General features: G+C 60.6%; 10 protein-coding genes. 4 read left to right on the forward strand and 6 right to left on the reverse strand.

The window, feature by feature from the left end:
- Window positions 1-203: 203 nt before the first annotated feature.
- The 4 genes from CHN51_RS05320 to CHN51_RS05335 all read left to right on the forward strand — a co-directional run bounded on the left by CHN51_RS05320 (window position 204) and on the right by CHN51_RS05335 (window position 5,532).
- Entirely contained in the window at window positions 204-695 is a 492-nt protein-coding gene (locus tag CHN51_RS05320) for a DUF4402 domain-containing protein (protein WP_100093094.1), read from the forward strand.
- A gap of 231 nt (window positions 696-926) precedes the next feature.
- The gene (locus CHN51_RS05325) at window positions 927-1,769 is read left to right on the forward strand and encodes a molecular chaperone (protein WP_100095439.1); all 843 of its coding nucleotides are present in this window, start codon (window positions 927-929) and stop codon (window positions 1,767-1,769) included.
- A 59-nt stretch (window positions 1,770-1,828) separates the two neighbouring features.
- Window positions 1,829-4,564 carry a carboxypeptidase-like regulatory domain-containing protein gene (locus CHN51_RS05330; RefSeq protein ID WP_100093095.1) on the forward strand — a complete coding sequence of 912 codons (2,736 nt, stop codon included), beginning with the start codon at window positions 1,829-1,831 and terminating at the stop codon, window positions 4,562-4,564.
- A gap of 77 nt (window positions 4,565-4,641) precedes the next feature.
- Window positions 4,642-5,532 carry an alpha/beta hydrolase gene (locus tag CHN51_RS05335; RefSeq protein WP_100093096.1) on the forward strand — a complete coding sequence of 297 codons (891 nt, stop codon included), beginning with the start codon at window positions 4,642-4,644 and terminating at the stop codon, window positions 5,530-5,532.
- 11 nt (window positions 5,533-5,543) lie between these two features.
- Here the strand turns inward: CHN51_RS05335 and CHN51_RS05340 are convergent, their stop codons facing one another.
- The 6 genes from CHN51_RS05340 to CHN51_RS05365 all read right to left on the reverse strand — a co-directional run bounded on the left by CHN51_RS05340 (window position 5,544) and on the right by CHN51_RS05365 (window position 13,669).
- Window positions 5,544-6,452 carry a diacylglycerol kinase family protein gene (locus tag CHN51_RS05340; protein WP_100093097.1) on the reverse strand — a complete coding sequence of 303 codons (909 nt, stop codon included), beginning with the start codon at window positions 6,450-6,452 and terminating at the stop codon, window positions 5,544-5,546.
- A gap of 82 nt (window positions 6,453-6,534) precedes the next feature.
- Window positions 6,535-8,175 carry an acyl-CoA synthetase gene (locus CHN51_RS05345; RefSeq protein ID WP_100093098.1) on the reverse strand — a complete coding sequence of 547 codons (1,641 nt, stop codon included), beginning with the start codon at window positions 8,173-8,175 and terminating at the stop codon, window positions 6,535-6,537.
- An 88-nt stretch (window positions 8,176-8,263) separates the two neighbouring features.
- Complete coding sequence (locus CHN51_RS05350) at window positions 8,264-9,421, reverse strand: CoA transferase (protein WP_100093099.1); 1,158 nt, start codon at window positions 9,419-9,421, stop codon at window positions 8,264-8,266.
- A 92-nt stretch (window positions 9,422-9,513) separates the two neighbouring features.
- A complete protein-coding gene (locus tag CHN51_RS05355) occupies window positions 9,514-10,668 on the reverse strand; it encodes a nitronate monooxygenase family protein (RefSeq protein ID WP_100093100.1) in 1,155 nt (384 codons plus the stop codon).
- 87 nt (window positions 10,669-10,755) lie between these two features.
- Window positions 10,756-12,750, reverse strand: a complete 1,995-nt coding sequence (locus tag CHN51_RS05360; protein ID WP_100093101.1) for an acetyl-CoA carboxylase biotin carboxylase subunit — start codon at window positions 12,748-12,750, stop codon at window positions 10,756-10,758.
- A gap of 106 nt (window positions 12,751-12,856) precedes the next feature.
- Complete coding sequence (locus tag CHN51_RS05365; protein WP_100093102.1) at window positions 12,857-13,669, reverse strand: enoyl-CoA hydratase-related protein; 813 nt, start codon at window positions 13,667-13,669, stop codon at window positions 12,857-12,859.
- Window positions 13,670-13,775: the final 106 nt, after the last annotated feature.

Consider the following 13,775-nt stretch of genomic DNA (forward strand, 5'->3'; position numbering starts at 1 on the left):
CAGATTAACCCTATATAATCTATATATATCAGGGACTTAAATTGTTAAGCCGAAATTAACCATGACTCACAGCAAAGCCTTATTCTTTCCCTTGGATAAGAGCAGCTGAATGTTGACACAGGCGATAGCAGTCCAGTGGGTTTGGTCTGACTACACCGCATGTGTCCTTTCAATGATGTAACCAAATATAGGGACCAGTAACTATGTCGAAATTTGTGAAAGCCGCTTTGGCTTCTTCCGTGCTCTTGGCTTCTGTCGTGGGCGCAAATGCAGCAGAAGCTGCCACCGCTTCCGCCGATGCGCGCGCCAATATTCTCAAGCAGGTAACCGTTGATTCGAACGAAGTTGATCTCAACTTCGGTACGATCATCACCGGTGCGACCGCGTCGACCGTTTCCGTAAGCACCGGTGGTGTCGGCGCCTGTGGCACCGGACTCGTCTGCTCGGGTACGCCTACCGCTGCCGGCTTCACCATTAACGGTACTTCCGGTGCAACCGTCGACATTTCGGTCGACTCTTCGGTGACCCTGAACGGACCTAGCGGAACCATGACCGCTGCCCTGACGTCGAGCAATTCCACGCTCGTTCTGGACGGTACCGACAGTTTCGCTGTTGGCGGCACGCTGAGCGTTGCGGCTAACCAGGCAGATGGTGCCTATTCCGGTACGTTCAGCGTATCGGTCGACTATCAGTAATAGCTGATCGGGCGGGTCCAATACCCGCTACCAGTTTTTAACACGGAAAGCCCGTCTGCAGCCCAGCTTGCAGGCGGGTTTTTTCTTCATGTGTCACGCTTGCCGAAGCCGGACGCCGCGCAAAAATCCGGCATGGTTAGCGCTTTGGTAACCCTCTTTGCGCATAAGGGCGCTGTGGGAAAAGGCCGTACCGGCCGACCTATCCGTATGACCAGCAAGGCGGAGATTATCATGACCATTCAGGGTTTCAAGACGTTAAGAAAATACAGCATCATGCTGGGCGCGATCGCGTCCGCACTATCAATGTCATCGACACCGGCCTATGCCGCCGGCGATCTACTGGTCGCTCCGACCCGGGTGGTGCTCGACGGGGAGCGCGGTACCGAGGTGATCCTGAACAATATCGGATCCGAAACCGCCACCTACCGGATTTCCATGGAGTTGCGGCGGATGACCGCCGACGGCCGTCTGGAAGATGTGCCGGAAGACCAGATCAACGAGATCGAGACAGCGTCGAAGGCGATGATTCGCTACGCGCCGCGCCGGGTTACGCTGCCGCCAAACCAGCCGCAGGCCATTCGTCTGGGCGTGAGAGCACCCGACGGTCTCGCGGACGGAGAATATCGCGTCCATCTCCTTTTCCGCGCCATCCCGAAGGCCCGTTCGGTGACCGAACAGTCGGCGACCGAGGGCGGACTGACGATCGCCCTGACGCCTATCTATGGCGTGACCATTCCGGTCATCGTCCGCCAGGGCAATCTCCAGGCGACCGCCGCCATCGCCAACGGACGTATGGAACAGAATGCGGAAGGCCAGTCCTTCGCATTCGATCTCAGCCGCTCGGGCAACCGGTCCACCTATGGTGAAATCGTGATTACCAAGCCAGGCGTGGACGAGCCGGTCATGGTGGCCCGCGGCATCGCCGTCTATCCGGAAGTGGAAAAGCGCACGGTAACCTTGCCGGTACCTCCGGAAATCGCGGCCCAGCTCTCCGGACCTATCACCGTGGAATATTACGAGACGGCCAATGCCGGCGGCGGACTCATCGCCAAAACCGACATGGTTCTTAGATAAGAATTTTATATCAATGACTTAGTATGGCATCAAGCCTTCACCAAGTCATGATGTAATCCATGATACAGCGAACTGATATAATCGGCCGGGGCTTCAATGCCCTGGTCAAGGCCGCAGGGATCATCGCGATCTCGGCGGCTTCGCTGTTTCTCGGGAGTCCGGCCCAGGCGGTCGAAAAATGGACTGCCAGTGATGACGATGCGCTCCTGTTCGATCTGCGTTCGGGCAAATACCGCCTTGGCGACGGTGTCAGGGGTTATCAGACCGACAAGGGCGTGTGCGTCGATCTCGCCGATATCATCATTGCCATGGATATTCCGTTGCGTCTGGACAAGAAGTCGCGCCGCGCAACTGGCTGGATCTTTTCCGAGAGCCAGACGCTGACCATCGATCGCGACAGTGCTACGGTACAAAAGGTGAACGCTGGCAAGACGCTTCTGCCCGGCCAGATTCACGATGTGCCCGAGGGCTGGTGCGTCGATGTGAAAAGCCTGTCGGACTGGTTTGCGGTCGATTTCGTTCCCGATCTTTCCAACGCGCTTCTCACTGTTGAATCCGAGACCAAATTGCCCTTCCAGCGCGCGCTGGAACGCAAGGAACAGGCGGCAAAAATCCGGCCGCGCAAGGCGTTCGACCTGTCCTCTCTCCCGCAATCTTCGGAATCCTACAAATTCTGGCGCACACCGTCTGTTGATGCGGTGGTTTCGGCCGGCGGGCTGAGCGACAAACGGTCGGGCCAGAAAGTCGATCTGCAATATGAGCTTTATGCGTCCGGTGAAGTCGGCAAGGCGAGTTTCGATGCCCGGCTTTCCTCCGATAATGACGGTGTTCCCGAAAGCCTGCGGGTCAGGGCCTATCGAACCGACCCCAGGGGCGAACTTCTCGGGCCGCTTCAGGCCACCCATTTTGCCTTGGGCGATGTTTCCACCTTTTCGACTCCGCTGGTTTCCCAGTCGGTCGCCGGACGGGGAGCCCTGGTGACCAATCGCCCGATCGAACGGCCCGACAGTTTCGACCGGACGAGTTTTCGTGGCGAGTTGCCCAGCGGCTGGGATGCCGAACTTTATCGTAACGGCCAGCTGCTCGCCTTTGCCGAAAACCGTACCGACGGACGCTATGAATTTATCGACGTGCCGCTGCTTTATGGCCAGAATCGCTTTGAAGTGGTGCTCTACGGTCCGCAGGGGCAGATCCGGCGCGACGTGCAGGTCATCCCGGTGGGCATCGACTCGATCCCGCCCCGCCAGACCTATTATTGGGCCGGTATTCACGAAGCCGGCGAGGATCTGATCCGGCTCGGGGATTTCCTGCCGACCCGTCAGGCGGGCTGGCGTGGCGGCGTGGGACTCGAACGCGGACTCAACGCCAAAACCTCGGTCGCAGCGTCCCTGTTCAGCCTGCAGATTGACGGCAAGCGGCATGATTATCTCGAGGGCTCGGTGCGCCGCGCCGTGGGCCCGGCTCTGGTCGAGCTTTCGGCCGCTTCCAATCTTGGCAGCGGCATGGCGATACGCGGCCAGCTGCTTGGCCAGATCGGGGACAGCTATATCACCGCGGAGTCGATCTGGGCGCGCGGCGGTTTCATTTCGGACCAGATCGAGAAAAACGCGGATTCACGCCACAGCCTGGCGGTTGACCATAGTTTCAAGCTGGGTGGCAAGGTCATACCGGTGCATCTTGACGCGCAATATGAAACGCGTTCGGATGGCCGTGAAAGTCTGGATATAACGGGCCGCATGTCGTTCAATCTCAATCGCCTGTCGCTGACCGGCGAGCTGAGCTGGGAACAGCAGTTCAGCGAATTCGGTCCCGCTCCCTCGGACCGTATCGGTGCCCGGCTGCTCGCCAACGGCCGGATTGGCAAGGTCCGGCTCCGTGGCGAAGCCATCTATCGCGTGGCCCCCGAAAAGCGATTTGAACAGGTCAATTTTACCGGTGAATGGCGCGCCGGGGAGCGGTCCGACTGGCGGGCTGAACTGGGCTATGACGCCGGGCTTGATCGCGGGCGGGCGGCTGTCGGGATCATCCGCCGCTTCGAACGTTTTTCGCTGACCGCGACCGCCGAAGCCGCGACCGATGGTTCGATAGCGGCCGGCCTGAATCTGGCCTTCAGCCTGGGACCCGATCCGCGCAACGGCAAATTCCGCTTCTCGAGCAACAAGCTGGCCAACAACGGCCAGGCGCTGGCCATCGTCTTTCATGACGAAAACCGGGACGGGATTCGCCAGCCCGGGGAATCGCTGGCGGAAAATGTCGAATTGACCGCAGGCCAGTCGGCGGCCTTCACTGCCACCGATATCCGGGGCCGGGCGGTTATCGACAATCTGCAGCCCTTCCGGCCGGTGCTGATCGGGATCGACAGCAGCAGCCTGTCCAGCCCCTATGTGCAACCGGCCCTGCCCGGCGTGGTGATCACGCCGCGGCCCGGAATCGCAACGACGGTCGAACTGCCGCTGGTGAGTGCCGGCGAGGTCGAGGGTACATTGGTTCGCCGGGGCGGCGGCACGATCGCCGGCGTCGGGTTGGAACTTCTCGATGGCGAGGGGCGGGTGGTGCGCGAAACCCGGACCGAGTTTGACGGCTTCTTCCTGTTCGATGGGGTGCCTTATGGCAGCTACACGGTGCGCATCGAGAAATTGTCGGCCCAGGCCATCAGGGTGCCGACGCTATTGACGGCGCGCGCGGTGGTCGACGACGACAATCAGGTTGCCAGACTGGGGGCCGTGACGGTCGGATCGACTGGCAATATGGTGGCCAATGACAGGGATTCGCCGGAACCGACCGGCACACCCTAGCGAGCCGGTGCCAGGCTTCTTGTAACGCTGGCGCTTTCTGTTACTGATTCGGTTTTCGCGCAGATCGGGAAGTGCATATGCAAGTCATCGCCAACGGCATCAATATCGAAGTGGAAGACCACGGAAACCCGGCCGATCCGGCGATCCTGCTGGTCATGGGCTATACCGCGCAGCTGATCTACTGGCCGATGGATTTCGTCAACGGCCTGGTGGCCGAGGGCTTTCGCGTCGTCACCTTCGACAACCGGGACGTCGGCCTCTCCTATAAATTTGACGGCGTGCGGCCGCCCCATCCGATCCGTCAGATGCTCGCCAAGCGCTTCTTTCCCAAGCGTCAGATGTCTCCCTATAATCTCAGCGACATGGCGAATGACGCGGTCGGGGTGCTCGACGCGTTGAAAATCGACAAGGCCCATATTGTCGGCGCTTCGATGGGCGGGATGATCGGCCAGCTGATCGCCGCGGATCACGCCGACCGGGTGCTGTCCTTCACGCCGATCATGTCATCGACCAATGGTCCCGGCCTGCCCGGCGCCAGCGCCGACGTGCGCAAGGTTTTGATGCAGACGGCACGGGCGAAGGCGCGCACGCCGGACGAGGCTCTGGAACTCGGACTGGCCTTTTCCTCGCTGATTGCGTCGGAAGAAGGGCGCAATCGGCCGGAGGAACGGCGGGCGATGATGAAGCTGGCGCAGGAGCGCGGTTTCTACCCGCCGGGGCCGAAACGCCAGATGGCAGCGATCATCGATACCGGCAATTTGCGTCCGGTCGCACAGCGGATTAGCGCGCCGACGATGGTTATTCACGGCGCGGATGATCCGCTTATTCCGTCCGCATGCGGAGAAGATATCGCGGCCAATGTCAAAAACGCCCGGTTCGAGCTGGTCGAGGGCATGGGCCATGACCTCCCGCCGAGCAAATTGCCGGCGATGGTCGACCTGATCGCGACGCACTGCCGGAACGCTTAGATAACCGCTGTTTACGCCGGAAGTGGCAAGCAATAGACGACCGTTCGTTCGGTCATCCTGATCTCGCTCGGCTGCTTTGGAAGCAAGTCGCCATCCACTTGGAACGCGGCCTGTCGGGACGGTTCGTCTTCCGCAATTATCGAGAGCCGGCAAGCGGGTAGCGACTGGACAAAATCAAGCCGCGCCGGATCCCGACCAAGCGCCACTGCTGCCAGAAAGCGGAAAAAATCCCGGCGACGCGCGCGGGTCAGCGCTATGACGTGGAATATGTCGGACGCCATTTGCGCTGCCGGGGCGAGCGTCCAATCCCCGGCATAATGATGGGCTTTGATCACGTAAAAAGCGCTGCTGGTCAGCTGTCTGGTCGCTCCATCGGGCATTTCCACCGTCAGCGAAAAGCGCAGCTCCGGCCAGTCGCCGAGTAGCTTTATTAGCGACCAGGCATAAGCGGCCCCGCCAATACGTGTCTTCAACGCCGGGCTATGCCGGGCGACAGCCTGTCCATCCGGTCCCGCGCTAATACAGGCAACAAAGGGCTGACCGTCGCTGGTCGCCAGCGGGGCTTTCAGCCGGGCGGTTTTCGGGGAAAGAAATCCCGCCATGATCTCGCGGGCAAATATTTCCGGATCGCTGGCATAGCCGAGTTCCTTGGCGACCAGATTGACAGTGCCGGCGGGAAATATGCAGAGCGGTTTCGACAGTCCGGCCCTGACCATCGATGCGACCACCAGCCGCAAGGCGCCGTCACCGCCGGACACGCAGACCAGATCGCATTCCGGGAATATCTCGAACCGCCCGTCGATCTCGGTCCGGCCGATCCGTACCTGCGCCCCACAGGCCTGAAAGGCCCGGGAAAGCACATCCAGCCGGAATTCGTCAAAGGTCCCCGAAGCCGGGTTGTGGATCAGTTCGACAATCATCTCCCGTCCATGCGGTGGATGGTCACGATCCGTCAATGGTCGAGCTGGCGACAGAGGCCGGCGGGTTCAGGCGGAACCGGAGTTAGGCGGGCACCTGCAGCCGTTCCAGCGCCATTTCTTTTGCGGCCTTATAGCCCGCCTTGCCATTGGCGGCGCGCGGCACTTCGTCGACCAGCACCATGGCACGCGGCGCCTTGTAGGCCGCGAGTTTCGAGCGGACATGGTCGTTGAGTTCTGCTTCGTCGAAACTGGCACCTTCGGCCAGCGAAAGAACCGCCGTTACCTTCTGGCCAAAGCGATCGTCGGGCAGGCCGACAACCAGACAGTCGTAAACACTGCCATGAGTCTTGAGCGCTTCTTCCACTTCCTCGGGAAAGATTTTCTCGCCGCCGCTGTTGATGCAGGCGGAGCCGCGGCCGAGCAAAGTGATCGAGCCATCAGCCTCGACCGTCGCGAAATCACCGGGGATCGAATAGCGCACACCGTCAAAGGTCTTGAAGGTCGCGGCGCTTTTTTCCTCGTCCTTGTAATAGCCGAGCGGCACCATCCCGCCGTTGCAGATCAGGCCCATTTCACCGGAGCCGGGCGCGACCGGCTTGCCCTCTTCGGTCAGCACCTTGGTTGTCGGGTTCATTTCGAATTTCGCGGTCTGGTCGATATCGATATTTTCCACCGTCGTGATTGATGTCCCCATGCTGCCCTCGGTCGAACCCATGCTGTCGACGATCGCCATATGCGGCAAATGGCCCAGCAGACCGCGTTTGACTTCCGTGGACCACATCACGCCGGAACTGCCCATCATCTGAAGCGCTGACAAATCAAAGACCTGGCCTGCCGTCTTGGCATCATCCAGCGCAGCGAGCATCGGCTTGGCAAAGACATCGCCGACGATGGTGATGTCGGTGACTTTCTCCTCTTCGGCCAGTTGCCACAGCGCAACGGGATCGAAATGGCTGTTGTCGAACAGCACGACGCAGCCGCCCAGGCTGTGCGGAATCATCGCGCCGATCCACATGCCGGTGCCGTGCATCAGCGGGCAGGCGGGAATCGAACGACCCGTCGCGCCTGCAGCATGGAGTTGCTGGACCAGGGGACCAAAGCTGGAAGCGTCTGTCGGCGGCTCCATTTCGCGCATCTCGAACCCCTTGGCGAGCAGCGCGCTGGCAAAGCTCTTGTGATCATACATCACGCCCTTGGGCATGCCGGTGGTGCCGCCGGTATAGAGCATGTAGACATCGTCATTCGACCGTTCGATCGACGGCATCGGCTGCGCGTTTTGCAGGGCTTCTTCATAGGCCACGGCCCCGTCGAGATGCTCGCCCGAACCATCATCGATTTCGAGGAAGAGTTTGACCTGCTCGAGCTGGTCGCGGATTGCCGCCACGCGCGGAGCAAATTGTGCCTGGAAGACCAGAGCCTCGCTGTCGCTGTTGTTGATGACATGGGTAAGCTCCGCCTCGAGATAGCGGTAATTGACATTCACCGGAGTGACGCGGGCCTTGAACGCGCCAAACTGGGTCTCCAGATATTCGGCCGAATTATAGGAATAGATCGAGAGTTTCGCGCCGGGCTTGAGTCCATGGTCGGCCAGTATCTGTGCGACACGGGCGGCCCGATCTTCATATTCGGCCCAGCTATAACGCTTGTCGCCATCGACGATTGCCGGCTTGTCGGGAATTGCCGCAGCAATATTTTCCCAGATATCTGCCATCTGCCAGGTCATGCGATTCTCTCCTTATTTTTTCGGAGAGAATAGCCAGATTGCAGCCATGTGCAACCAGATCACGGCGTCAGGATTCGATTGAAGCGGTCTATGGTTGCGGGCGTGCGGCGAGCTCGGCGAGAATCGCGTCGCTGTGCTCGCCCAGTGCCGGGCTGGGGCCGCAGGGCGCGAGCTTGGTACCGCCAAAGCGGGCCGGCGCGCTGACATGCTGGACCGCGCCGAGCAGCGGATGTTCTGTCTGTTCGAATATGCCGATCGCAACGGCCTGCTGGTGGGCGGGCAGGTCTTCGAGCGCCAGGCATGGGGCGGCCGGCACATCATGTTCGGCGAGAGCGGCGACCATTTCGGCGCTGGTCAGGTCGGGCTTTTGCGCGGCGATGATCGAGGCAAGCTCCGCCATATGGACGCTGCGGTTGGCCATGCCCTGATATTTTTCTTCCGTCTTCAGATCCGGGCGACCGACGATATCGAAGATCGCCGCCCAGTGATCGTCGGTCATCGCGGCATAGGCGATGGCTCCGTCCGTAGATCGAAGCGGAAGCTGGTAATAGTCGGCAAAGGGCGCGCCGTGCGTCACGTCGTCGGCTTGCAGCGTCAGATGCATGCCGCCGTCGGGCCAGAGAAAGGCAATGCAGCTTTCCAGCATCGACAGATCGATATGCTGGCCGCCCGCACCGCGTTCGCGGGCGAACAGGGCGGCGGTGATCGCCTGCGCGGCAGTATAGGCGGTGATCTTGTCGCAGATCAGGGTTTTGACATAGGCAAAGCTGTCGGGATGACCCTGAAGGGTCATGAAGCCGGCCATTGCCTGCATCACATGGTCATAGGCCGGACGACCGGAGAGCGGGCCTTCATGGCCAAAACCGGTGATCGCGCAATAGACGAGCTCCGGCTTCTCCTTGCGCAGCGCCTCGCTGCCCAGGCCGAGCCGGTCCATCACACCCGGGCGGTAATTGTGGATCACGACATCGGCCGACAGGCAGAGCTGGCGGGCATGAGCGACACCCTCGGCGGCCTTGAGATTGAGCGTGATCGAGCGCTTGGCCTGATTGCAATTGTGGAACAGGCCGGAAATGCCGCTCTTCTGGCTGCCGAGCCAGCGCATCGGATCGCCAATCCCGGGCGGCTCGACCTTGATCACATCGGCGCCCTGCTGGGCGAACATCATCGTCGCCAGCGAGGCGGTGATCATGGTGGAAAATTCGACGACCTTGATTCCGGCCAGGGGCTGTGTTGCTTCTGTCATGCGATCCTCAATCCCGACCCTGTCTCTGCAGAGCGGGCCCGACCATATGGCGCAACCCGAACTTCGACAAGCTCAGGATGGATAGGACATCGTCATTCGCCGAGAGTGGTGGTCAGTCTCTCATAAGCCGTGAGGAAATCTTCCTTGAAGCCCTGCACCACCTGACCCGCGGTCATCTGTTCGTTCATCAACCCGACGCCTTGCCCCACCCAATAGGTGGCAAGATCCTTCGCGCCCTGATTGTCGCCCTGGCTCAGCTTGTCGAGCACCCGCAGCGGCGGTTCGGCGACCAAGGATTGGAGTGGCATCGGCAGCGGTGACGGAGCGCCTTCCGCTTCCCAGGCATCGGTCCAGGGCGAACGCAATTGCCGCGACGGCTTGCCGGTGCGGGACCGTGCACGCACCGTGTCGCGGGAGGTGGCAGCGAGCATTTTCTCTTTCACGATGGGATTGGTTTCCGCTTCGACCGTGGTCAGCCAGACCGAACCGCACCAGACGCCGCTGGCGCCCATAGCCATCGCCGCGGCCATTTGCGCGCCGGTGGCAATGCCGCCGGCGGCAAGCACCGGCGTGTTATCGCCAATCTGGGCCAGCGCGTTGCAGACCTCGGGGATCAGCACCATGGTCGAGATATCGCCGGTATGGCCACCCGCTTCGCCGCCAACGGCAATGATGATATCGACACCGGCAGCGACCTGGCTCATCGCATGGTCTCGTGTCCCGACCAGAGCGGCGACCGGAACTCCATGTCTCTGTCCCATTTCCAGCATCACCTGCGGCGGAATACCCAGGGCATTGGCGATGAGTTTGATCGGATGACGGAAAGCGACTTCCAGTATCGCTTCTGCGGTGCCGCCGCGGAGATTGTCGGTAAAGGCGACCTGTTCCCGGCGCACCGCTTCGATGTCCTCCGCACTGCGCTGCGGGTCGACGCCATGACGCTGCATTATGTCATTGGTGAACTGCTTGTGCCGGTCGGGAATCGACGCGAGAACGGCTTCCGGGTCCGGCTGTTCGCCCTTGCCCTCGACCTTGTTGGGGACGATGATATCCAGACCATAAGGCTTGCCGTCGACATGATCGTCGATCCAGCTGAGCTCCTCCTCCAGCGTCTCCGGGGAACAATTGACGCCGCCGAAAACGCCCATGCCGCCGGCTCTCGAAACCGCCGCGACAACATCGCGACAATGGGAGAAAGCGACCAGCGGAAATTCGATGCCGAGCATGTCGCAGATTTTATTGTTCATTGGTGGGTCTCTCCGTTCGTGCTGAGCTTGTCGAAGCATGAGTGCGTGCGGCCTGCCCTTCGACAGGCTCAGGGCGAACGGTCGCTATCATGCCTCGCCGCTTTCTTCATCCGCGACAATTTCCATGATCAGATCATCGGCGGCAATCTGCACGCCCGCCGTCGCCGCAATAGTTTCAACCGTGCCGTCAATCTCCGCGAGAATCTCGTGCTGCATCTTCATCGCCTCGAGCACAGCGAGCTTGTCGCCCTTGGCCACCCGCGCACCGGTTTCGACCAATATCTCGAGCAAAAGCCCATGCATCGGTGCGACCACGGTGCCGCCGCCGCCGGCATCTTCCATGGCGCTCAGTCCGGTCAGGTCGGTCACGGTCAATGACCGCTTGGGCAGCGCCAGATAGAGGGTGCGATGGTCGTCAAAATAGATCGTCTCGACCGTACGGCCGTCGACTCGCAATTTCGCTCGGTCTGCGGACAGGCTGATCAGCTCGATCGTGGCCGTTTCCTCACCGGAGCTGACCCGATAGTGACCCGGCTTGTCGACATGGACATGGATGGTCTGGGCATCCTCGCCATCGGCATATTGGGTGACCGTTTCCAGCGTGCCGGTGTTCGACCAGTCGAGCATTTCCGGATTGACGTTGAGCGCGAGCTTGTGCGCCGCCTGCTGCCTCAGCTTGTGATGGATGACCGCAGCGATCGCATAAGACGAAAAATCATGCGCGCCGAGATCGACTCCGTCTTCGCCATAATTTTCGGCGATAAAGGCGGTCGTGGCCTCGCCCTTCACGAAGTCCGGTTTGTCCAGCGCATCGATCAGGAAATCGCGGTTGGTCTTGGGACCGAACAGGGCGGTTTCCGACAGCGCCTTGATCATCCGGCGACGGGCTTCGTCGCGGGTGGCACCATGGGTGATGATCTTGGCAACCATCGAATCATAAAAGGGCGAAACCTCGCCGCCGCTTTCGATACCGCTGTCGACCCGCGACAGGGTGGAGGGTTTCCACAGATGGACCGGGCCGGTGCTGGGCAGGAAATCATCCGCCGGGTCCTCGGCATAGAGCCGCACTTCCATGGCATGGCCGGTGAGCGTGATGTCCGCTTGGTCTAGCCCCAGCAAATCGCCCGCCGCGACTTTGAGCTGCAGCGCCACCAGATCGAGACCGGTCACTTCCTCGGTCACCGGATGTTCGACCTGCAGCCGCGTGTTCATTTCGAGAAAATAGAAGCTGCCCGACTGGTCGAGCAGAAATTCCACTGTGCCGGCGCCGACATAATCGACGGCCTTGGCGGCTTCGACAGCCGCCGCGCCCATTTGTTCGCGCAAGTCTGGCGTCATGACGGGGCATGGCGCTTCCTCGATCACTTTCTGATGGCGGCGCTGGACCGAACAGTCGCGCTCGCCGAGATGGATGGTGTTGCCGTGGCTGTCGGCAAAGACCTGGATCTCGACATGGCGTGGCTTGATGATCGCTTTCTCGAGAATCAGCTCGCCATTGCCGAAGGCATTCTCCGCTTCGGACCGAGCCAGCTTGATCGCATTGGGCACGTCTTTCAGATCATGGACCAGCCGCATGCCGCGACCGCCGCCGCCAGCGGCCGCCTTGACCATCAAGGGCACGCCAATATTGTTGGCCTCGGCGACCAGCACATCATCCGCCTGATCATCGCCCTGATAGCCGGGCACGCAGGGCACGCCGGCAGCGATCATCGCGCGTTTCGATCGCGCCTTGTCGCCCATCACATCAATTGCTTTTTCCGGCGGGCCGACAAAGATGATATTTGCGTCCGCGCAGGCTTTGGAAAAGGCGGCGTTTTCCGAGAGGAAACCATAGCCCGGATGGATCGCATCCGCGCCGCTGTCCTTGGCCGCCTGAATAATCTTGTCGATCTGCAGATAGGATTCATTCACCGGGGCCGGGCCGATATGCACGGCGTCATCCGCCATTTTGACATGGGGTGTATCAGCGTCCGCGTCGGAATAGACCGCGACGGTGCGCATGCCCTGCGTCTTGGCGGTGCGCATCACCCGGCAGGCGATTTCGCCGCGATTGGCGACCAGGAGAGTGTTGATTCGGGTCATTTGTAAACCTCGTCATGCTGAACTGGTTTCAGCATCTCGTGAGATAATGAACGGGAAAGGTCCTGAAACAAGTTCAGGATGACGATTATGCAGAGGCGCTGATTTCTCATTCCGGTTTCACCACCCAATTGGGCTTGCGCTTCTCGAAGAAGCTGGCGACGCCTTCCTTGGCTTCGTCGCTGACCATGCGATCGGCAAAATTCTCCGCGGCCAGTCGGATCACTTCCTCGCGTGGCTTTCCGGCAATCTGACCAAGCAGTTCTTTGGTCGCGGCCACCGCACCCGGAGCTGCGCCCAGCACCTGTTTGCGCAGCTGCATTTCGATCGCCTCAAGGCCCGCCACATCATCGGCAATGAAATCTGCAAAACCTAGCTTGTGGGCTTCCGCTCCATCGAAGCGGGCAGCGGTCAGCATCAACCGGCGGCCGGTCGCATAGCCCAGCTTCTGGATCACGAAGGGCGAAATCTGCGCCGGCGACACGCCAATGGCAGTCTCGGTCATTGCAAAGCGTGCGCCGCTTTCGCAGATCACCACATCCGCGCAGCAGGACAGACCAAAGCCGCCCGCCATCGCTGCGCCCTCGATCAACACGATCACGACTTGGGGAGCGCTGTTCACCAAGTCGAAAATCTCCGCTGCGCCGCTCGACATCTTGATGATCGCCGCGCGGTCACCGCTTTGCTGGAAATTCTCTTTGAAATTCTTGAGATCCGCTCCGGCGCAAAATACACCGCCGCGGCCCCGCAGGGTGATCCCGCGTACTGCACGATCATCGCGAACGCTTTTCAGAACAGTACCCAGCTCCGCTACCAATGCGTCGCTCAGCGCGTTGCGATTTTCGGGCTGGTTGAACCAGATGGTCAGCCAGCCGTTCTTGAATTCGAGTTCGAGCGTTTCAGTTTGAGGAAATTTGGTCATAGCCTGTATCCCGTTCTGTGCTCCGGCCCCCGAGCCGGAGCCCTGGCGTCGGCAGCGTTGCGCCGCGAGAGCTCCGCATCAAGTGCGGAGCACAGCATGAATGTCG

It is taken from the genome of Sphingorhabdus sp. YGSMI21 (assembly GCF_002776575.1).
GTDB lineage: Bacteria > Pseudomonadota > Alphaproteobacteria > Sphingomonadales > Sphingomonadaceae > Parasphingorhabdus.

Bases quoted from the DNA above. Each gene is read 5' to 3' on its own strand.
- CHN51_RS05320 (WP_100093094.1), top strand. From the start codon at position 204: ATGTCGAAATTTGTGAAAGCCGCTTTGGCTTCTTCCGTGCTCTTGGCT.
- CHN51_RS05325 (WP_100095439.1), top strand. From the start codon at position 927: ATGACCATTCAGGGTTTCAAGACGTTAAGAAAATACAGCATCATGCTG.
- CHN51_RS05330 (WP_100093095.1), top strand. From the start codon at position 1,829: ATGATACAGCGAACTGATATAATCGGCCGGGGCTTCAATGCCCTGGTC.
- CHN51_RS05335 (WP_100093096.1), top strand. From the start codon at position 4,642: ATGCAAGTCATCGCCAACGGCATCAATATCGAAGTGGAAGACCACGGA.
- CHN51_RS05340 (WP_100093097.1), bottom strand. From the start codon at position 6,452: ATGATTGTCGAACTGATCCACAACCCGGCTTCGGGGACCTTTGACGAA.
- CHN51_RS05345 (WP_100093098.1), bottom strand. From the start codon at position 8,175: ATGACCTGGCAGATGGCAGATATCTGGGAAAATATTGCTGCGGCAATT.
- CHN51_RS05350 (WP_100093099.1), bottom strand. From the start codon at position 9,421: ATGACAGAAGCAACACAGCCCCTGGCCGGAATCAAGGTCGTCGAATTT.
- CHN51_RS05355 (WP_100093100.1), bottom strand. From the start codon at position 10,668: ATGAACAATAAAATCTGCGACATGCTCGGCATCGAATTTCCGCTGGTC.
- CHN51_RS05360 (WP_100093101.1), bottom strand. From the start codon at position 12,750: ATGACCCGAATCAACACTCTCCTGGTCGCCAATCGCGGCGAAATCGCC.
- CHN51_RS05365 (WP_100093102.1), bottom strand. From the start codon at position 13,669: ATGACCAAATTTCCTCAAACTGAAACGCTCGAACTCGAATTCAAGAAC.